This is a genomic window from Epibacterium sp. ABZ3_068, from assembly GCF_056159265.1.
The window spans coordinates 3,568,185-3,587,776 of sequence record NZ_JBSWUV010000001.1; the positions used below are offsets into that span (position 1 = coordinate 3,568,185).

The 19,592-nt window shown below is 56.5% G+C and carries 16 protein-coding genes; 10 read left to right on the forward strand and 6 right to left on the reverse strand.

Translation table 11 applies throughout. From position 1 onward, the window contains the following. The first annotated feature begins 19 nt into the window (after positions 1 to 19). Positions 20 to 751, forward strand: coding sequence for a DUF4760 domain-containing protein (locus tag ACXAEW_RS17090; protein WP_474942472.1), 732 nt, complete (start codon positions 20 to 22; stop codon positions 749 to 751). On the opposite strand, the gene ACXAEW_RS17095 is transcribed toward ACXAEW_RS17090, so the two are convergent. The 4 genes from ACXAEW_RS17095 to ACXAEW_RS17110 form a co-directional block, all read right to left on the reverse strand. Further along, positions 725 to 1,090, reverse strand: a complete 366-nt coding sequence (locus ACXAEW_RS17095; protein WP_474942473.1) for a RidA family protein — start codon at positions 1,088 to 1,090, stop codon at positions 725 to 727. The two genes, ACXAEW_RS17090 and ACXAEW_RS17095, sit on opposite strands and share 27 nt — an antisense overlap. Before the next feature lie 64 nt (positions 1,091 to 1,154). Then, positions 1,155 to 1,865, reverse strand: a complete 711-nt coding sequence (locus tag ACXAEW_RS17100; protein ID WP_474942474.1) for a dienelactone hydrolase family protein — start codon at positions 1,863 to 1,865, stop codon at positions 1,155 to 1,157. A gap of 97 nt (positions 1,866 to 1,962) precedes the next feature. Next, complete coding sequence (clpX, locus tag ACXAEW_RS17105) at positions 1,963 to 3,231, reverse strand: ATP-dependent Clp protease ATP-binding subunit ClpX (protein ID WP_474942475.1); 1,269 nt, start codon at positions 3,229 to 3,231, stop codon at positions 1,963 to 1,965. Positions 3,232 to 3,385: 154 nt separating this feature from the next. Beyond that, on the reverse strand, positions 3,386 to 4,021 hold the full coding sequence (locus tag ACXAEW_RS17110; RefSeq protein WP_474942476.1) for an ATP-dependent Clp protease proteolytic subunit: 636 nt from the start codon (positions 4,019 to 4,021) through the stop codon (positions 3,386 to 3,388). 266 nt (positions 4,022 to 4,287) lie between these two features. On the opposite strand from ACXAEW_RS17110, the gene ACXAEW_RS17115 reads away from it, so the two are divergent. From ACXAEW_RS17115 to mdoH, 8 genes are all read left to right on the forward strand, one after another. Then, a complete protein-coding gene (locus ACXAEW_RS17115; RefSeq protein ID WP_474942477.1) occupies positions 4,288 to 5,295 on the forward strand; it encodes a GlxA family transcriptional regulator in 1,008 nt (335 codons plus the stop codon). Between the two features lie 93 nt (positions 5,296 to 5,388). Further along, on the forward strand, positions 5,389 to 5,874 hold the full coding sequence (locus ACXAEW_RS17120) for a DUF302 domain-containing protein (protein WP_474942478.1): 486 nt from the start codon (positions 5,389 to 5,391) through the stop codon (positions 5,872 to 5,874). Between the two features lie 98 nt (positions 5,875 to 5,972). After that, entirely contained in the window at positions 5,973 to 7,586 is a 1,614-nt protein-coding gene (locus ACXAEW_RS17125) for a thiamine pyrophosphate-binding protein (protein ID WP_474942479.1), read from the forward strand. Beyond that, positions 7,573 to 8,787 carry a CaiB/BaiF CoA transferase family protein gene (locus ACXAEW_RS17130; RefSeq protein WP_474942480.1) on the forward strand — a complete coding sequence of 405 codons (1,215 nt, stop codon included), beginning with the start codon at positions 7,573 to 7,575 and terminating at the stop codon, positions 8,785 to 8,787. Before ACXAEW_RS17125 ends, ACXAEW_RS17130 begins: the two co-directional genes overlap by 14 nt. A gap of 241 nt (positions 8,788 to 9,028) precedes the next feature. Beyond that, positions 9,029 to 10,393: a tetratricopeptide repeat protein gene (locus tag ACXAEW_RS17135; RefSeq protein ID WP_474942481.1), complete on the forward strand. Its 1,365-nt coding sequence runs from the start codon at positions 9,029 to 9,031 to the stop codon at positions 10,391 to 10,393. A gap of 33 nt (positions 10,394 to 10,426) precedes the next feature. Beyond that, on the forward strand, positions 10,427 to 11,686 hold the full coding sequence (locus tag ACXAEW_RS17140; protein ID WP_474942482.1) for an OpgC family protein: 1,260 nt from the start codon (positions 10,427 to 10,429) through the stop codon (positions 11,684 to 11,686). After that, positions 11,683 to 13,212, forward strand: coding sequence for an OpgD/OpgG family glucan biosynthesis protein (locus tag ACXAEW_RS17145; protein WP_474942483.1), 1,530 nt, complete (start codon positions 11,683 to 11,685; stop codon positions 13,210 to 13,212). The genes ACXAEW_RS17140 and ACXAEW_RS17145 overlap by 4 nt, the downstream gene beginning before the upstream one ends. Next, complete coding sequence (mdoH, locus tag ACXAEW_RS17150; protein ID WP_474942484.1) at positions 13,209 to 15,080, forward strand: glucans biosynthesis glucosyltransferase MdoH; 1,872 nt, start codon at positions 13,209 to 13,211, stop codon at positions 15,078 to 15,080. The genes ACXAEW_RS17145 and mdoH overlap by 4 nt, the downstream gene beginning before the upstream one ends. Positions 15,081 to 15,115: 35 nt before the next feature. Here mdoH and ACXAEW_RS17155 read toward each other — a convergent pair whose 3' ends face one another. Together ACXAEW_RS17155 and ACXAEW_RS17160 are read right to left on the reverse strand one after the other, a co-directional pair. Continuing rightward, entirely contained in the window at positions 15,116 to 15,985 is an 870-nt protein-coding gene (locus tag ACXAEW_RS17155; protein ID WP_474942485.1) for a CE1 family esterase, read from the reverse strand. Then, the gene (locus ACXAEW_RS17160; RefSeq protein ID WP_474942486.1) at positions 15,943 to 16,503 is read right to left on the reverse strand and encodes a rhodanese-like domain-containing protein; all 561 of its coding nucleotides are present in this window, start codon (positions 16,501 to 16,503) and stop codon (positions 15,943 to 15,945) included. The genes ACXAEW_RS17155 and ACXAEW_RS17160 overlap by 43 nt, the downstream gene beginning before the upstream one ends. Positions 16,504 to 16,736: 233 nt before the next feature. Between ACXAEW_RS17160 and ACXAEW_RS17165 the strand changes: the two genes are divergently transcribed. Beyond that, positions 16,737 to 19,592: a monovalent cation/H+ antiporter subunit A gene (locus tag ACXAEW_RS17165; RefSeq protein ID WP_474942487.1), complete on the forward strand. Its 2,856-nt coding sequence runs from the start codon at positions 16,737 to 16,739 to the stop codon at positions 19,590 to 19,592.

A 19,592-nucleotide genomic window follows, 5' to 3' on the forward strand; every position in this document is an offset into this window, starting at 1 on the left:
ACAAGAGATTACAGCCCTGATGAATAGATTGATGGCTGGGCTTCTGGCCGTGGGAGCCTTGGGCTTTCTTGTATTTTTGATTCTGATCTCGGCAGGTTTGGCCACATTCTTGCTGACCAATGAATTCAAAGCACTGTTGAAACTGATCCCGGATCAGCCGGACGGTGAATTCCGCATCCTTGTCAGCCTGTATGGGATCGCAGTCTCTGCCCTGACTGCCGTTGGTGGTATCCTGTTTGCGGTTTACTCCTATTTCCGAAATGCCAAACGGGCCGAGGCCGCGCAACGGAAACAGCATACAATCAACATCCTGTTTCAAAGTCGCCTGTCTGAATACTTCCAGAAAACCAACAGCCTGCGTAAAGAGACCTTCCCAACCGATCAGGATATTTTCCTGGATGACTGGAAGGCTGCCCGTGCGCGCGAAGGCAAGTCACGTGAAGGGGCAGAAGCGCTACAGCAGCTCTTGAATTATTATGAGTTCCTCGCCGTTGGCATGGCCCAGGGGGATCTGGACAAGGACCTGTTGAACAAGTCCATCCGTGGGATCATGTGCAACCTGGTAGATGATGCCCGCTTTATGATCGCAGAGTTGCGTGAGAACGACAAAAAAACACTGGAGCATCTGGTCGGGCTTTATGACGAATGGCGTGAAGAAAAGTTGAACTATGCCGGTGTCCTGTCCGAACGGGCAATCCCCACGCCATACGAGCTCAGGACCGCATTACACGGACGGAGCAAGCGCGGTTAGCTCAATCTCGATCCGGAACTTGGGATCAATCAGATTGCACTCAATCATAGTCGCAGCCGGAGGGTTGTCGCCAAAAGTTTCGGCCAGAAGCGGCCAACAGGGTTCGAATTCGGCCGCGTCAGGCAAATAGTAGTTCACACGAACCGCATCAGCAAAGCTCGCCCCCGCCTTTTCCAAAGCTGCCCCAATGGTTTCAAGCGCGGATTTACACTGAGCCACCACATCGTCCCCTGCCCCGACGGTGCCCGCCACATGAACGAACCCACCTGCAACCACGGCCCGGCAATATCCGATCTTGGCCTCGAATTCACCGCCAGACGAAATACGTTTGATCGTCATCTTGTACTACCTTCATTTATCTCTGGTTCTGATACGCAATCTTTAGGCAGGGCTGGCACCGCTGTCAGCCCGATAAATGATCCGCAAAATGCGAGGTGATTGCGCGCCAGCTTCGCTTTGTGGCGCGGGGGCTATACATCATCCCGCCGGCCGCGTTCTGGGCCTTTGGGTTGGTGAAAGCATGCCCCGTGTGACCCAAGGCGAGGATCTGCCAGTCTTCGCAGAACGTGGTCAACTCCTCAGCCAGGCCAGTCACTGCGGCCGGGGGTGCAAGCGGATCATCCCAACCGTGCAGCACCAGAACAGCAGGCTTAATCTCCCCCTCGACACCTGCGGGTCGGTCAAAGACCCCATGCACTGACACCGCGGCTTGAAAATCCGCACCGCTGCGGGCCAGATCCAAGACTGCCTTGCCCCCCAGACAGAAACCCATGGCCCCGATCCGGTTCTCGTCCACCTGCGTCAGCGCTTTTACTGCTTCCAGGGCCGCATGCATGCGACGGATCAGAACCGAGCGATCCGCGTTCAACTCTGCCATCCATTGCTGCGCTTCTTCGGGACCCTGCGCACGTTTTCCATGGCCATAGTAATCAACGGCCAAGGCAACATACCCCAGATCGGCCAGAGCCCTTGCAGTGTCCAATTCCACCTCTCCCACGCCGCCAAAAGCAGGCGCAACAAGGATCCCTGCTGCTTTTTCTTTCGCCATCGGCAAACACAGTTCTCCCACCAGGGGATCAATACCGTCGCTGTATTCAAATCGTTGAACTGTCATGAGGGCTCCAAGCAAAATCAGAAAAGAAGGCACAAAACAAACAAAAGGCCGATGTTACTGAACATCGGCCTTTGCACATTCAAATTCAAGATCAGGTTTACCCCGCTGAGGCTTCGCCTTTTTCACCTTCGGCGTGGATCATCAGCGGCTGCTTCTCGGAATTCACAGCTTCCTCGTTCACAACAACCTTTTCGACGCTCTCCATACCCGGCAGATCGAACATGGTATCCAGCAGGATGTCTTCCAAGATAGACCGTAGGCCACGGGCGCCGGTCTTGCGCTCAATCGCTCTGCGGGCAATGGATTTGAGCGCTTCGTCGGTAAAGTCCAGCTCGGTTTCTTCCAGTTCAAAGAGGCGTTGATACTGTTTGACCAGCGCGTTCTTTGGTTTGGTAAGAATGGTAACCAGAGCGTCTTCGTCCAGATCTTCCAGAGTGGCCAGCACCGGCAGACGCCCCACGAATTCCGGGATCAGACCGAATTTCAACAGATCTTCCGGCTCCAGCTCCTTGAAAAGGTCCCCTACGCCGCGATCATCATTGTCACGTACATCTGCGCCAAAACCCATCGCAGAGCCTTTTCCGCGCTGCGCGATGATCTTGTCCAGGCCTGCAAATGCGCCACCACAGATGAACAGTATGTTGGTTGTGTCCACCTGCAGGAATTCCTGCTGCGGATGCTTCCGGCCACCCTGCGGCGGAACCGATGCGACGGTGCCTTCCATCAGCTTCAAAAGCGCCTGCTGAACACCCTCCCCCGACACATCGCGGGTGATCGAGGGGTTTTCAGACTTCCGCGTGATCTTGTCGACCTCATCGATATAGACAATGCCGCGCTGCGCACGCTCTACGTTATATTCAGACGCCTGCAGAAGCTTCAGAATGATGTTCTCAACGTCTTCACCCACATAACCGGCTTCGGTCAGGGTAGTGGCATCCGCCATCGTGAAGGGCACATCCAGAATGCGCGCAAGTGTCTGCGCCAAAAGTGTCTTACCGCAACCTGTTGGGCCAATCAGAAGAATATTGGACTTGGCTAGTTCAATATCGTTACCGGCCTTTTGGGCGTGGTTCAGACGTTTGTAGTGGTTGTGAACCGCCACGGACAAAACGCGTTTCGCGGTCGCCTGTCCGATCACATAATCGTCCAGAACGTTGCAGATATCCTGAGGCGTCGGCACACCATCGGTGGCTTTCAACCCCGAGGCTTTTGTCTCTTCGCGGATGATATCCATGCACAACTCGACGCATTCATCGCAGATGAACACTGTTGGGCCTGCAATCAGCTTACGCACCTCGTGCTGGCTCTTTCCGCAGAAGCTACAGTAGAGGGTGTTTTTGCTGTCACCGCCTGAGTTCGTTGCCATGTTCTACCTTTCAGTACGCTCGGCTATGATGTCACCCCGACCGTATGTCGGGGGAACCTTCGCCATTTGGGCAGCTTAGGACAGGTCCCAAACGGCCACAATGAATAAAAACTGTGCATCAGCGCATCGCCACGCACAATTGCGACAAAGGGCGTTATTCGCTCGCCTCTTCATCACCTTTCGAGCGGTTTTCGACGATTTCGTCGATCAAACCAAATTCCTTCGCTTCGTCCGGCGACATAAAGTTATCGCGCTCCAGAGCGTTTACGATCTCTTCGTATTCGCGCCCTGTATGCTTCACATAAATCTCGTTCAGGCGTTTTTTCAGCTTCAGCGTTTCTTCGGCGTGAATCATGATATCAGTTGCCTGACCTTGGAAACCGCCAGAAGGCTGGTGCACCATAACGCGCGAATTGGGCAGCGAGAAACGCATCCCGGCTTCGCCAGCGGTCAACAGAAGCGACCCCATGGACGCGGCTTGACCAATCACCAGGGTCGAGACCTTGGGCTTGATATACTGCATCGTGTCATAGATCGACAGGCCAGACGTCACAACACCACCAGGGCTGTTGATGTACATGGATATCTCCTTGGACGGGTTTTCCGCCTCAAGGTGCAGAAGCTGAGCCACGATCAGCGAGCTCATACCGTCATGGACCGGGCCATTCAGGAAGATAATGCGCTCTTTCAGCAGGCGCGAGAAGATGTCGTATGCCCGCTCGCCCCGGCTGGTCTGCTCAACGACCATCGGCACAAGGGTATTCATGTATGTTTCGCGGGGATCAATCATTGGAACCTGCCTTCATTTCACTTGTAAGCGCGATCATAAACGCGCGGTGGTTACTTGAGTCTTAGTGGCGGCCAAATACTGCTGCAAGAGGGAGCGGTTGATTTTAATTGTACAAATGTCGCAAACGCCACCACTCTTGGCTAGGTCGCAATCCCAAACGCGCAGGTCGCAAACTTTACATTAATAATTGCGCGGACTGTTACAAGCGGAGGCGTTTTCTTTTGGCGCTCGGTTCACGACTGCCCCGCACCAGCAGAGGAGGTGCCATGACCCAAGACAGTTTTGTACCGCGGGCCTCATCCGCTCATTTCGACATTTCGTTCAACGGCGCCCCCCAGGATTTCTACTTTCTTGTGCTCCCCCGTAGCATGATGCTGGGTGTTGCCGCTGCAATTGAACCGCTTCGCGTGGCCAATCAGGTGACCGGCAAAGAACTCTACCGCTGGTACATCCTGACCGAAAATGGTGATCAGGTTCGATGCTCCAACGGAATGCTGGTCACCCCGGACATGGCTTTGAACAACTGCCCCGACGGGGCGCTGACGTTTGTCAGTGCCGGCGGAGAACCGCAGCAAGCAGCGGGTGAGAAAGCGCTGAACTGGATTCGCAAAGCCGCGCGGTTTGGGCGCCCCTTAGGCAGCATCAACACAGGGGCATTTGCCTTGGCACAGGCCGGAGTTCTGACGGACAGGACCTTTACTCTTCACTGGGAAGATCAGCCTGCGTTCCTTGAAGAATTCCCCGATCTGACCCCGTCTTCAAATATATTTGAAATCACCCCAAAACTCATCTCCTGCGGCGGTGGCCATGCAGCCACCGATATGATTCTGACGCTGATCGAGGAACGCCATGGAGAGCAGCTGGCCATCGTCTGTGCTGACATGTGCCTGCACTTACGCTCCCGCAGAGGCAGTGAGCCACAACGGTCCAATTTTGCTGTTGCTGTGGGCAGCCGCAACCAACGGCTTCTCAATGCCCTGCAAATGATGCAGGAGGCGATCGAAACACCGCTGAGCATCCACGATATCTGCGAGCGGCTGGATATTTCCCGCCGTCAGCTAGAGCGCCTTTTTACGCGATACCTGCACCAAAGCCCCATGCAGGTCTATTTCGACATGCGCCTCCATCACGCCTATGGGCTGATGAACGAAACCTCAATGTCCGTGACCGAAATCGCGCTGGCTTCGGGGTTCAACAGTGCGACGCATTTCTCCCGCCAGTTCAAACGACGCTTTGGCGCAAGTCCACATTTTTTCCGCAAAGGCTGGTCGTAGACGCAGGTATTTGCCAAGCACGGGAACGTGACAACTCTTTCAGGCCAAAAGGAATAGGGTTTGCCTGAAAATTGTATACGCACAGGATTTCCCATGTTTGATAGCCTCCCCCGTTTTGCCCGTGTCCTGATCTTGCTCCTGACTATGCCCGCCGCGGCACAGGCCAACGACCTGTCAGCGCAGACGGGCTGGGCCGTACACGCGACGGACAAACCCTATGCTGAGCTGGTCAAAGACCTCGCCGCTGCGGTCAAATCAAATGGGCTGATAGTGGTGACCCAGGCAGGCCCAACCAAAGCAGCGGCGGCGCGCGGAATCACCATCCCCGGCAATCGCGTCATGGGCGTGTTCAACAACGACTATGCGGTGCGGGTGTTGAACCTGTCCACCGCAGCCATGATCGAGGCCCCGATCCGATTCTATGTTACCGAAAACACGGATGGCAGCGGAACCCTGTCTTACAAAACACCCAACTTCGTTTTTGCACCTTATGTGCAAACAGCCGGGGCAGGCTTGCAAGAAATTGCCGAAGAACTCACCAATAGATTTGACGAAATCGCCGAAATAGCAATACGTTAACACGGATGTAATGGTTCTCACACTGACGTGAGACCCCTTGCGCCATGCGCGCCAGACCGCAATCTGGGCGCAACAAATCTAACGTCAGGATAGACCCGATGACCACGACCCTACGCGCGGCGGATGTGCTTGCCCGCCGCCTTTATGATGCCGGGTGCCGTCATGCCTTTGGCATGCCCGGCGGCGAAGTTCTCACATTGGTGGATGCGCTGGAAAAAGCTGGGATTACCTTCCATCTGGCCAAGCATGAGAACTGCGCGGGGTTTATGGGTGAAGCCGTCCATCATGCGGACGGCGCGCCTGCTATTTTGGTGGCCACTCTCGGACCAGGGGCGCTGAACGGGATCAATGTGGTTGCCAATGCACATCAGGATCGGGTGCCTATGCTGGTGCTGACAGGCTGTGTCGATGCCGCCGAAGAACAGACCTATACCCATCAGGTTCTGGATCAGCAGTCCGTCTTCCGCCCAATAACCAAAGCCACCTTCCGGCTCGACGCGGACGCGGCTGAAGTGATCGCCGACAAAGCCGTGTCGATCGCAATGGAGCCGCGCCAGGGACCGGTACATCTGGATGTGCCCATAACCGTTGCCAATACGGCTGCCAGGGAACGCGGCATCCGCCGAGCGCCTGCCGGGGCAACCGCAGCCACGGGAGAGACACTGGCGCAGGCGCGTTCCTGGCTTTCAAAGGCAGAGCGCCCCCTGGCCATTATCGGCATTGACGCCATGCAGGAAGCCGCAGGCCCGGCGCTGAAATCCTTTATCGAGACCCACAACATTCCTTTTATCACAACCTACAAAGCCAAAGGGCTTATTGATGAGGACCACCCCCTGTGCCTTGGCGGAGCAGGCCTCTCCCCGCTAGCCGACAAACATCTGATGCCCCTCATCGAAGACGCGGATCTGATTCTGTCGTTGGGCTATGACCCGATTGAAATGCGCACCGGCTGGAGAGATGCCTGGACTGTAGGCCAGACACAGGTTTTGGAAATCGCAGCCGAGCCGAACACGCATTATATGCACCAATCCGGCCTGTCTATTGTCGCGCCACTTGCACCGAGTCTTGCAGCTCTGTCGGAGGGGATCACAGGCCATGACACATGGACCAATGGTGCCCTCACCGCCGCAAAAGAAGGGCTGGCAGCCGCCTTTCCGACGGACGAAAGCTGGGGCCCGGCCGGAGTCATCGCTGAAACCCGTGCAGTGATGCCCAGCTCCACACTGGCCACTGCTGACAGCGGCGCACACCGCATTCTCCTCAGCCAGATGTGGACCTGCCATGAACCCCGCGGGCTGATCCAGTCTTCTGGCCTCTGTACGATGGGATGCGCGGTGCCGATGGCCATCGGCCGCAAGCTGGCACAGCCGGACCGACCCGTTGTCAGTTTCTCGGGCGACGCCGGCTTTCTGATGGTTGCAGGCGAGTTGGCAACCGCTGTTGAATTCGAAGTTGCCCCGATCTTCCTGGTCTTTGTTGATGCCTCCCTTGCCCTAATCGAGTTGAAACAGCGCCAGAGGCAGCTGACCAATACCGGCGTCGACTTTGCACAACATGACTTTGCCGCCATGGGCCGCGCCTTTGGAGGCAACGGCTTTACCGCAACCAATCGCGCGGAACTTCGTGACGCACTGACGGCCGCTCAAGCCTCTGATAAGTTTACGGTGATTGCAGCTATTATCGAACGCGGAGGATATGATGGTAGGATCTGATATGTTGCCCCATGGTGCTTTGAAAGGGGTGAAGGTGCTGGACCTTTCCCGCATCTTGGCAGGCCCCACCTGCACCCAGCTTCTTGGAGACCTTGGCGCCGATGTGATCAAGATCGAAAACCCCAAGACCGGCGGCGATGACACCCGTCAATGGGGACCTCCCTATGTGACGGATTCCGACGGGAATCCGACAGATCTCTCGGCGTATTACATGTGCGCAAACCGTAACAAACGGTCGGTGGCGATCGACATTGCAACATCGGAAGGACAGGCCGAAATCCGCGCGCTGGCAGCCGAAGCGGACATCCTGATCGAGAACTTCAAACCCGGTGGTCTGGCCAAATACGGGCTTGATTACAACAGCCTCAAAGATGATCTGCCGAAGCTCGTATACTGCTCGATTTCCGGGTACGGCCAGACCGGTCCCAACGCATCCAAACCCGGCTATGATCTGATGGCCCAAGGCTATGGCGGGATCATGTCGGTGACCGGTGAACCCGATGGCGCCCCGATGAAAGTGGGCGTTGGAATCGCGGATGTTATGTGCGGCATGTACGCCTGTGTCGGCGTTCTGTCGGCACTGCGGCACCGTGATCTGACCGGAGAAGGCCAATGGGTCGAACTGGCGCTGGTAGATAGCCAGATTGCCTGGTTGATCAACGAGGGTGTCAACTATCTGACCTCTGGTACCCTGCCGCAAAGACGAGGGAACGGGCATCCCAATATCAAACCTTATGGCGTTTATGAAACCGCTGATGGTCATGTGATTTTGGCGGTCGGCAACGACAGTCAATTTGAGCGGTGTGCCGCCTTCCTCGGACTGCCTGAACTCTCATCGGACCCCCTGTTTGCCACCAACCCGGCGCGACTTGAAAACCGCGACTCGCTGGACGAAATTCTGATCCCGGCCGTAAAAGCCCGAACCACAGATGAAGTCATTGCCGGATTGGAGGACCTGAAGGTGCCAGCTGGTCCCGTGCAGACGCTGGATCAAGTTTTCAATTCCGAGCAGGTTGCGGCACGAGAAATGCGGATCACCATGGACAGTGCGGCAGGACCGGTTGACCTCATCGGAAACCCCCTGAAGTTTTCCCGCACACCGGTCACTTATCGACACGCGCCGCCGCACTGCGGACAAGAAACGACCGAGGTTTTACAACAGGATTCCGGCTTTTTGCCTCCGGAAAACCCGCAGGAATGAGGCACTCTTTGCCAAGTGTTACAAAAAACGGCCGGGTTCTGCCTGGCCATTGAAAGGTTTGCTGCATAAGCATCCGATTTTCGCGGGATTTTGCCGCATTCACCCGCCCTATCGGCGGGAATTTACAGAAAACGTACACAGGCCTTCACCAAAGCGCGAGCAGCCGTCGCCCGGTCGGTGACCTTCTATTACTCTCACTACAACAGAGATGCTGTTTTTAGATCGCAAGGATAACGAACCCATGACGCAAGACATTTTCGGACAAGAGACCAGCCTTTCTTCCGCTGCGGCTCTGAAGGATTGGAATGCTGCACAGCTGGGTGTGCTTGCCCACGCGGCGAATACCGCCGACCACCTTGGCGCAGTTCTGACCAGCACTCCGGAATTTGCACTGGGTCATGCCCTGAAAGGCTTGGCCATCCTGATGCTGGGCCGCTCCGAGCTGAACCAGATGGCCGTTGATGCCTTGCAGGCCGCCAAGACCTGTTACGAAGGGGCGCTGCCGCGTGAACGCAAATACGTGGATGCGCTGGAAGCCTGGGTGAACGGACGTCCGACACAATCCATCCAGATCGTAGAAACCATTTTGGACTCTCACCCCTGTGACACGCTGGCCATGAAGCTCAGCCACGGGATCCGATTTATCATGGGCGACAATCATGGCATGCGCACCTCTGTTGAGCGGGTGATGCCGGCCTATGCACCGGACCACGCCGGACGTGGCTATCTGCTGGGGTGCCATTCCTTCGCCCTCGAAGAAACCGGCGCCTATGAAAAGGCCGAGAACACCGGGCGTCAAGCCCTGTGGATGGCTCCCGATGATGCATGGGGATTGCATTCGGTCGCGCATGTGCACGAGATGACCGGTAACGCCAAAACGGGTCTGGAATGGTTGACCGGTCGCGAAGATGCCTGGGCCCATTGCAACAACTTCCGCTACCACGTCTGGTGGCACAAGGCCCTGATGCATCTTGACCTGGGCCAGGTGGATCTGGCGATCAACCTTTACGATACCGAAGTCCGCAAAGACAAAACAGACGACTATCGTGACATCTCCAATGCAACTTCGCTTCTGATGCGGCTCGAATTGGAAGGCGTGAATGTTGGCAACCGCTGGGAAGAACTTTCAGAGCTCTGCGCCAACCGGACTGACGATGGCAGCCTGATCTTTGCGGACCTCCACTATCTTCTGGCGTTGGCTGGTCATGATCGGGAAGCAGAAACCAAGCGGATGGTCGCTCGTATTCATGCAGATGGGCAAAAACGCGCCACTGAAGCCCAGGAACGTATGGCAACACCTGGCCGAGAGGCTTCTCTGGGCCTTGAAGCCTTTGGCGAGGCGGATTATGGCAAGGCTTTCAACCACCTGCGTGCGGCGCGGGACACAATGCAGCTTGCCGGCGGAAGCCATGCACAACGAGATATTTTTGAACGGATGACAATCGATTCAGGTTTGCGGTCCGGCGCATTTGACGCTGTCGAAGCGATCCTGGATGACCGCCGCGCCAAACGTGCCGGTGGCGAAGACAACTATGCCCTGGCCCGCCGTGCTCTGATTGCAGACGCACGGAGTGCCAATACTGATCACAGTGTCCCGGCGGAATAACCGGTACCTTTTGTAACGAATTAGACTCAAATAATGGCAACAATCACGCCCCTGCCCATAGCGCATCCGGTTCCGGATGCCGCCAACAGCCAGATGGCCCCGCAGAAATCGACACAACGTCGGCGCGATCCGCGTTTGGATTTCTACCGGGGAATCGCGATGTTCATCATCCTGGCTGCGCATATTCCAAACAACCGCTGGACGGGGTGGATTCCCGCGCGCTTTGGGTTCTCAGACGCGACCGAGATCTTTGTGTTCTGCTCAGGCATGGCGTCAGCCATTGCCTTTGGCGGATCCTTCGCGCGCAAAGGCTGGTGGCTTGGGACCGCGCGGGTTGCATTTCGCTGCTGGCAGGTGTTTTGGGCGCATATCGGCCTGTTCTTCTTTGTCGCCATGGCCATGGCCGCGCTGGACACCTTTGGGGGCTTTGAGAAAAGCTACATAAATTCGTTGAACCTTGGTCGTTTCTTCAGCGATCCGGCGACACAGCTGGTTGGTCTCTTCACGCTGACATATGTGCCGAACTATTTCGACATTCTCCCAATGTATCTGGTCGTTCTGGCGCTCATGCCGGTGATGATCGGGCTTGAGAAAATCAGTCTCTGGGCGGTTGCCGCTTTTTCGGTTTTGGTCTGGCTGAGCGCAAACCCCTATATCATCGGTCTTGGCCCCAACGGAGTCAGCCTGCCTGCGGAACCATGGTCTGAGCGTGAATGGTTCTTCAACCCTTTTGGCTGGCAGCTTCTGTTTTTTACGGGCTTTGCCTTCATGAAAGGCTGGCTGCCAAAGCCGCCGGTGTCAAAAGCGCTGATTTGGGTAGCGGCGGCATTCGTGGTCCTTTCAATGCCCTTTGGATCGTGGAAGGTATTCACCTGGGTTAAAGCCGCCGATGCAGATGTTGCAGCGTTGATCCGCCCAACCTGGGATTGGACGGAGCAATGGCGCGAAAAAACGGATTTCGGCTTGCTCAGATATGCCCATTTCCTGTCCCTCGCCTATCTGGGATGGGTCATTGCGGGCGAAGGTGGCCAGAACCTGATTGCGCGTGGTCAATCTCTGGGCGCGCGGGTTTGGTCCTTCTTCCTGGGTGTCATCACCAAGGTAGGTCAGCAGTCATTGGCGGTCTTTGTCTTCTCCATGGCGCTGGCCCGTCTGATTGGCGTTGCGTTGGACCAAACTGACCGCGCCATTACCACAACCGCATTCGCAAACCTTTTGGGTTTTGTTTTGATCATCGGCTGCGCCTATGGCGCCGCATGGTTTAAATCCCAACCGTGGAGACAAAAGAAATGAGCCGCCTGACACGTCGCTCCTTCCTCTCTGCTGCGCTGGCCAGCACATCTGCCTTGGCGTTCCCAAATGCGTCCTTGGCGCATCTTGCATCGCCCTTTTCTTTTGAAAGCCTCACGGAACGGGCCCGTGATCTGGCCTCCCGTAGCTATCAGCTGCGTCCGATGGTTCCCAAGGATTGGCTGGATATCAGCTATGACGAATACCGCAATCGCTGGTTCCGGGTTGAGGATGCGCTTTGGGCAGATACAGAGCGCAGTTATAACGTCGATTTCTTCTTGCCGGGTCTCTATTTCCCACGTGCGATCCAGATCAATGAGGTTGTCGACGGCTTTGCCGCCCCCGTCCCTTTTGATCTTTCGCTGTTTGAACGGGGCGAGATTGCTCCAGATCTGAGCACAACCGGACACCTGGGGTATTCGGGTCTGCGACTTCGCACAGAACAGCCTGGCGCGCCTTTCAAGCAAAATCTGAAGAAAACAGAATTCTGCGTTTTCCAGGGGGCCAGCTACTTCCGTGCGATTGCGGATTGGTGCGCCTATGGCCTGTCGGCACGCGGGCTCGCCCTGAAAACCGGCGACAGCGAAGGCGAGGAGTTCCCCGAGTTCATCGAGTTCTGGCTGGAAGCGCCGGAGGCGGACCAAAAGAACATGGTTGTACACGCGCTCCTGGACAGCCCCTCTGTGTCAGGTGCCTATCGTTTTGACATCACGCCGGGTGAAAACTGCATCATGGATATCCATGCTGTGCTTTTTGCGCGCGAAGAGCTGACCCATGTTGGTCTGGCTCCGCTCACATCCATGTTCCTGTATGATGACACGAACCGCGCCCGCTTTGATGACTTCCGCCCTGCTGTTCATGACAGCGAAGGGCTGCTGATCAAAAACGGCAACGGAGAGATCCTGTGGCGGGCGCTGGCGAACCCGATCCATTTGCAGGTGTCCTCCTTTGTCGACGACGGCCCGCAAGGGTTTGGCCTGATGCAACGGTCCCGCGAGCTGTCCGATTTTGCGGATCTCGAAGCCCATTACCACAGCCGCCCCTCCCTCTGGGTCGAGCCCAAGGAAAACTGGGGCAAAGGTGCGGTCACGCTGGTCGAGATCCCGGCAGACAAAGAGATCTATGACAATATCGTCGCCTATTGGCGGCCACAAACACCCTATGCCGTCGGCGAACAGATTGATCTGAACTATCGGCTCACTTGGGGTCATGAGCCCGACATGGGACTGGCACCGGTCAAGAACACCGCCTCCGGAGCCAAGATTTTTGGCGATCCGGGCCGGATCTTCACGATCGATTTTGATGCCCATCCGCTGTTGGACGGCGACCCGGAGGATTTTGATATCTACATCTCTTCTCCACATGTAGAGACAACCGAAGGCATCCTGCAACGCAATCCCGAAACCGGCGGCCTCCGGCTTGCCTTCTCCTTTGATCCCGGCAGCCGTACGCATGTGGAGCTGCGCGCGCAGCTGCGCAAGGACAGCCAACCGGCATCCGAGGTTTGGCTTTACAGGTGGACCATATGACCCAAAATCGTCTGCTGCCCCCCGAACATCCGCTGGACATGCCGGAACAGGATTTTGCAGCTCCGTTCCGGGATGACCAAGCCCCCGAGGCTGAGCCCAAACAACAGGCGGCTCTCTGGCGCATCCTGAGTTTTTCGCCTGCGATGATCATGACAGCCGCGCTTGGCTGGGTCATGCTGGGTTGGTTTGCAGATGGTGGCGTCACCGTCCTTGAAGGCATCTTGCTGACGTTGATCATCTTCAACTTCTTCTGGATCAGCTTTTCGGTCTCCACCGTTCTTTTGGGGCTTTACTCCCTTGCCCGACGTACTGTTGTCCGCAAGCGCGGCCCGGTGCCGACGCAAAAGGTGGCTCTGCTGGTTCCGGTCTATAACGAAATCCCTTGGTATGTCCTTGGCAACGCGCAATCCATGCTGGAAGAGCTGAACGCACAGGGAGGCAGCCACGAATACGCGATGTTTATCCTCTCTGATACGCGAGACGATGTCATTGCCGATCAGGAACGCCGCAGCGTCGAGGCCCTTCAGGCCATGCTGCCCCCGTCGATGCCGCTGTATTACCGTCGCCGCGACGACAATGTCGGACGTAAAGTCGGAAATATTGCTGATTGGATCCGCCGCTGGGGCGGCGCCTATGATGCGATGCTGGTTTTGGACGCGGACAGTCTTATGACCGGCCGTGCAATTGCCCAGTTGACCGGTGCACTGGCCCGTGATCCTGGCGCTGGCCTCATTCAAAGCTTCCCGCAACTCATTGGTGCGCAATCTGTTTTCGGCCGCATGCAGCAGTTCGCAAATACTGTATACGGTCTGGCGTTGGCCGAAGGTCTGGCGCGTTGGGCTGGTCATGAAGGCAATTATTGGGGCCACAATGCCATTATCCGCACCCGCGCCTTTGCAGCCTGTGCTGGACTGCCTTCTTTGCGCAGCCTGACGGGCAAGGAAAGCCTGATCATGAGCCACGACTTTGTCGAGGCCGGGCTGTTGCGCCGGGCTGGATGGAGCGTTCAGTTTCTGCCCCGGATCAAGGGTTCCTATGAGGAAACCCCGCAGACCCTGATTGACCACATTCAACGTGACCGCCGCTGGTGCCAGGGCAACTTGCAGCATATCAACCTGCTCAATGCGCGGGGCTTTCGGGCCATCTCCCGGTTTCACCTGTTCCATGGCGCGGTGGGGTATTTGATGGCCCCGATCTGGTTTGCACTTTTGGTGATCTGGGCGGTTATCGGACGTGGCGAAGAGGCCTCGGTCCTAACCTATTTCTCTGAGGCGAACCCAACCATGCCGTCTTGGCCGGATATGAGCGAGCCACGGCATGTGCTGGTTATCTTGTTGATCTATGCGATGCTTCTGGCCCCTAAACTGCTGGCGGCGATCGCCCTGCCCCTCAGCGGCAAGCGTTTTGCGGAATATGGCGGTGCGGGCCAATTTGCACTGTCGGTGCTGTCAGAGGTGATCCTTGCAATCCTTTATGCGCCGATCCTGATGGTGCAACAGATGATCGCAGTGTTCCGAACCTTGCTGGGCATACAACGCGGTTGGGCCCCGCAGGCGCGCGAAGGTGGACAATACTCCTGGCGCACCATCGCAATTTGCCACGCGCTGGAAACTATCAGCGGAACCGCACTGTGGATCGGGATCCTGGCTGGCATGGTTTCAATCTGGTTGGTGCCTATTGCCCTATCTCTGGTTCTTGCCATTCCGCTGTCGGCCCTGTCGGGCATGCCTATTCGGGAACGGATTGGCCGCTGGATGGGCACCCATGATCACTTCAAGGAACCACAGATTACCCAGGCCGCGCGCGCCTATCGAAACCAGATGCGCCAGTTTCTGGAAAATCCGCCGCAGGCAACCGCAGCGGAATAGACCCCGACTGCAAGTGTCAAAAAGAGAGCCCAGCCTTATTGGCTGGGTTCTGCTTTTTCATACCAGGTGGTAACACTCTCCGACCACCCTTTTGGGATCGTGTGACCGCCTGGATGGAGCGTAAAGGTGATCTCGGCCTCTTCTCCGCAATCCCAGCGTCGCACAAAATTACCCGCTTTCGTCCAGGCTCGACCCGGCGCATGGGTGGCGCAGCCCAAGGTATCGCGCCACAATTCGAGACCTGCGTAAATATCGCCTTGTTGCAGCGTCCGGTTGCGCAGATACCGTCCCTCAAGCGGGACCACTGTGTCGCTCCACCCGTGTGTATGGTGCAATCGGATCGGACCTTTGCACGCTTCCGGCTGCGGACGCCAGAAGCCGCCTGCCACCGGTGCATAGGCTGCAAACATCTCGGGCTCTTGGCACGCCAGATAGTTGACCATGAAAGCCCCAGCAGAGAAGCCCGCCATAATGGTCTGCTTCGGATCAATACCAAACCGAGCCTGGGCATCGTCCAGCAGGTCCTGGAAATACGCGACCTCATCGCGCCCCTCCCAGCCCGGATAGAAATTCCAGGACGGACCTCGGTTGTTGGACCGGCGCAACCCATTTGGCGCAATCACCGCATAGCCCCGTTCGAGCAGTGCATCGACCATACCCGTGTTCTTCAACACGCCATTTCCCGTGCCGCCATAGCCATGCAAGAACACAACAGCGGAATGAGACGAAGTCGCGCCCTCAGGCATGACAATTTCATAGTCACCGCTGTCAATCTGGCAGGCCGCCTCGGCGGTGCCGCAGCCAGCCGTGGCAGGTCCCGCATAAAGCGTCGCGGCGCAGGCCGCCCCCAACAGCGTTAAACCTAACCGTTCCACTTCAATACCGGCAAATTTGATCTGATCCATCCTGGTCCCGCCTTCGATCCAAGCATGCCTTCCGGCACGTCAATGATATTGGTAAATCCTGCTTCGCTCAGACGCAGCGTCATGCGCGCCGAACGAACACCACGCGCGCAAATCAGAGCAATGGGTGCATCGGTTTGGCTGCCGACAATCTTTTGCAATTGCTCATTGAAATCGTTGTCACGCATATCAATCAGATGAGCGCCTTCAGGAACGCCCGTGCTGCGCCATTCACGTGGGGTTCGGATGTCAACCAGCGTCAGGGCGCCGCTCAACGCCTGATCATGCGCCTGTTCTACACTCATTCTGAGTTGTTCATGCGATGGAGGGGTAAGATACAGCCAGCGCCCGGCCAAAATCCCCACCGCAACAACGCCTCCGCCGAACAGAGCTTTGCGGCGCGTCAAACCGCCCAAGCGGCGCTGCGGCGATACGCCTTGCTGATCTATGTGATTTTTTTGCATCTCGTCCTTCGAAACCCATGGAAGTTGCAGAGAAAAATACCATCTCTTGAGCGACAAAACAGCACAGCCACATTGGAAAAGAGACATCAAATAATCAAGTTCGCGTCATCGCCCGGTTTTAAGCCTTCGATATCCTCCTGTATCTTCAAAACAGCACAGCATGTGTTAGCGTGTGTCACAGTTTCGCATGGAGTTAATTGACGGTGCAGGAACCGAAAGACTGGAACCAAAACGAAAAAAAGCTTAGTCAATTGTGACTTTTTCACTCGCCCAACCAGGAGAAGTACCACGTGTCCCTGTTTCTGATAGCGGCGCTTCCATTTTTGGGAGCGATCTTCCCCGCACTCTTGATCCGCGCCGGACGAAATGCCTCGGCCTCATCAGCCGGGTTGACCACGCTATTGGCATTTATCGGATTGATGCTACATGCCCCGGCCATTTTGCGGGGTGAGGTTATTACTGCCAAATTCGACTGGATTCCCGGATTGGGGTTGAACGCGAATTTCTTCCTGGACGGGCTTGGCTTCATGTTTGCCGGGATGATCCTTGGCATCGGTTTGCTGATCATCCTTTATGCGCGGTTCTACCTTTCTCGGCAGGACCCGATGGGCCAGTTCTACACCTATTTGCTGCTGTTCCAAGGCGCAATGGTTGGCATCGTTACCTCTGACAACATATTGCTTTTGCTTATCTTCTGGGAGCTAACGTCGCTCAGCTCGTTCCTGTTGATCGGCTATTGGAAGCACCTGCCCGAAGGTCGCCAGGGCGCACGGATGGCGCTGACCGTCACTGGCATGGGCGGACTTGCAATGATCGGGGGGATGCTGATCCTTGGCAACATCGCGGGGTCCTATGATCTGACCGTGATCTTGCAGAACAAGGACGCCATTCAGGCATCGCCCATATACCTGCCGGCTCTTTTGCTGATCCTGGCGGGGTGTTTTACCAAATCAGCCCAGTTCCCATTCCACTTCTGGCTGCCCCACGCCATGGCGGCACCAACCCCGGTGTCGGCTTATCTGCACTCTGCCACGATGGTAAAAGCGGGCATCTTCCTGATGGCGCGCATGTGGCCGGTTCTGTCTGGTACGCCCGAATGGTTCTATATCGTCTCCACTGCCGGTCTGGTGACCATGGTCATCGGCGCGGTCATTGCCCTGTTCAAGGACGACTTGAAAGCACTGTTGGCGTTTTCGACGGTCTCCCATCTGGGGCTGATCACGATGCTTCTGGGGTTTGGCACCAAAGCTGCTGCGATCGCGGCCATCTTCCACATTATCAACCATGCGACGTTCAAGGCCGCCTTGTTTATGTCCGCAGGAATTGTCGACCACGAAGCTCATACACGTGACATCAAACGTCTGGGCGGGCTGCGACATCTGATGCCTGTGACCTTTACAATCGCATGTGTCGCGGCGCTTTCCATGGCCGGTATCGCCCCGTTGAACGGGTTTATCTCCAAGGAGATGATGCTGGAAGAAGCCTCCCATACGCTTTGGCTCGGGAACCACTATGTCATTCCGGGACTTGCAGTTCTGGCGGCGCTGTTCTCTGCGGCTTATAGCTTCCGGTATATCGGCCACGTCTTTCTGGGAGAGAAGCGTGATGACTACCCTGGCCATCCGCATGATCCGGGTTTTGGCATGTGGGCCGCGCCTGCGTTTCTGGTTGTGCTGGTTGTCCTTATTGGACTGTTTTCGGGCAAGATCGCAGAGCCGCTGGTTCAGGTTGTTGCCGACGCAGTAACGCAACAGCACCCGCATGTTCATTTGAAGCTTTGGCACGGTGTGACGCCAGCGCTTTATATGTCGATTGCGGCGGTTGTTGGCGGCCTCCTGTTGTTGCTGTCACATAAGAGGCTGGAAGCCATCTGGAACGCCCTGCCCCGCCCGGAGGCCAAGGTTATCTTTGACCGCGTGATCGCAGCCGTGACGTTCTTGTCGGATCGCTTCACAGCCGGGATGCATAATGGGTCGATGACCCGCTACGCATTGGTGATGATCATCTTCACCACAGCAGTTTGCTTTGTCGCGTTCCAAACCGGTACATTGCCAGACGCGACACGCACGGTTCAGCCTGTTGGTCCTCTGCCGATACTGGGGTGGTTTGCGCTGATCGTCGCCACTGGGTTTATCCTGTATCACCACCATAACCGCCTTCTGGCGCTGGTTCTGATCGGTGTTGTTGGGCTGGTTGTGTCTTTGTCATTCAACTACCTCTCGGCGCCGGACCTCGCACTGACCCAGATCTCGGTGGAGGTGGTTACGATTATCCTGATGTTGTTGGCTTTGAACTTCCTGCCGAAGGAAACACCAAATGAGATCCCCGTTCCAACCAAGATCCGCGATGGGGCAATTGCATCTGTCGCAGGGCTGGGCGTGGGTGGCCTGATCTATGCGCTGATGACACGCGATTTCGCGGCTGAGACGATTTCCGGCTTTCATCTCGCCAATTCCTATAAAGGCGGTGGCGGAACCAATGTTGTAAACGTCATCCTTGTCGACTTCCGCGGGTTTGACACCTTTGGAGAGATCATAGTGCTTGGAATTGCCGCCATGGTGATCTTTGCCCTGACCGAAGCAGTCCTGGGCAGCAAGGTGCGCGCCTATCTGTTGAACCGCAAGCCGGACCTGCCGCAGGATGGCGACCCACACCCGTTGATGATGGTGGTGGCAACACGGGTGCTGATGCCGCTGGCCTTGTTGGTTGCAGCCTACATCTTCTTCCGTGGTCACAACCAGCCGGGCGGCGGGTTTATTGCGGGGTTGATCGCAGCAATTGCAATCATCATGCAGTACATGGCCTCGGGCTTTGGCTGGGCCGCCGAGCGCCAGCGGTTCTTTTATCACGGGATCATTGGCGCAGGTGTGCTGATTGCCGCCGCAACCGGCATGGGAGCCTGGTTCAACGAGCTGCCGTTCCTGACCTCAGCCTTTGGATACATTCATTGGGAACCCCTGGAAGAATTCGAATGGGCGACCGCCGCGCTCTTTGACCTTGGTGTCTTCCTTGCCGTGGTTGGCGCGGTGCTTCTGGCGCTGGAGAGCCTGTCACGATTTGCATGGCAACCCGGCATGACCAGCGAACATGCAATGGACATCAACCCCGCTCGCGATGACGAGCCCAAGATCGAGAGTGAGGTTTAA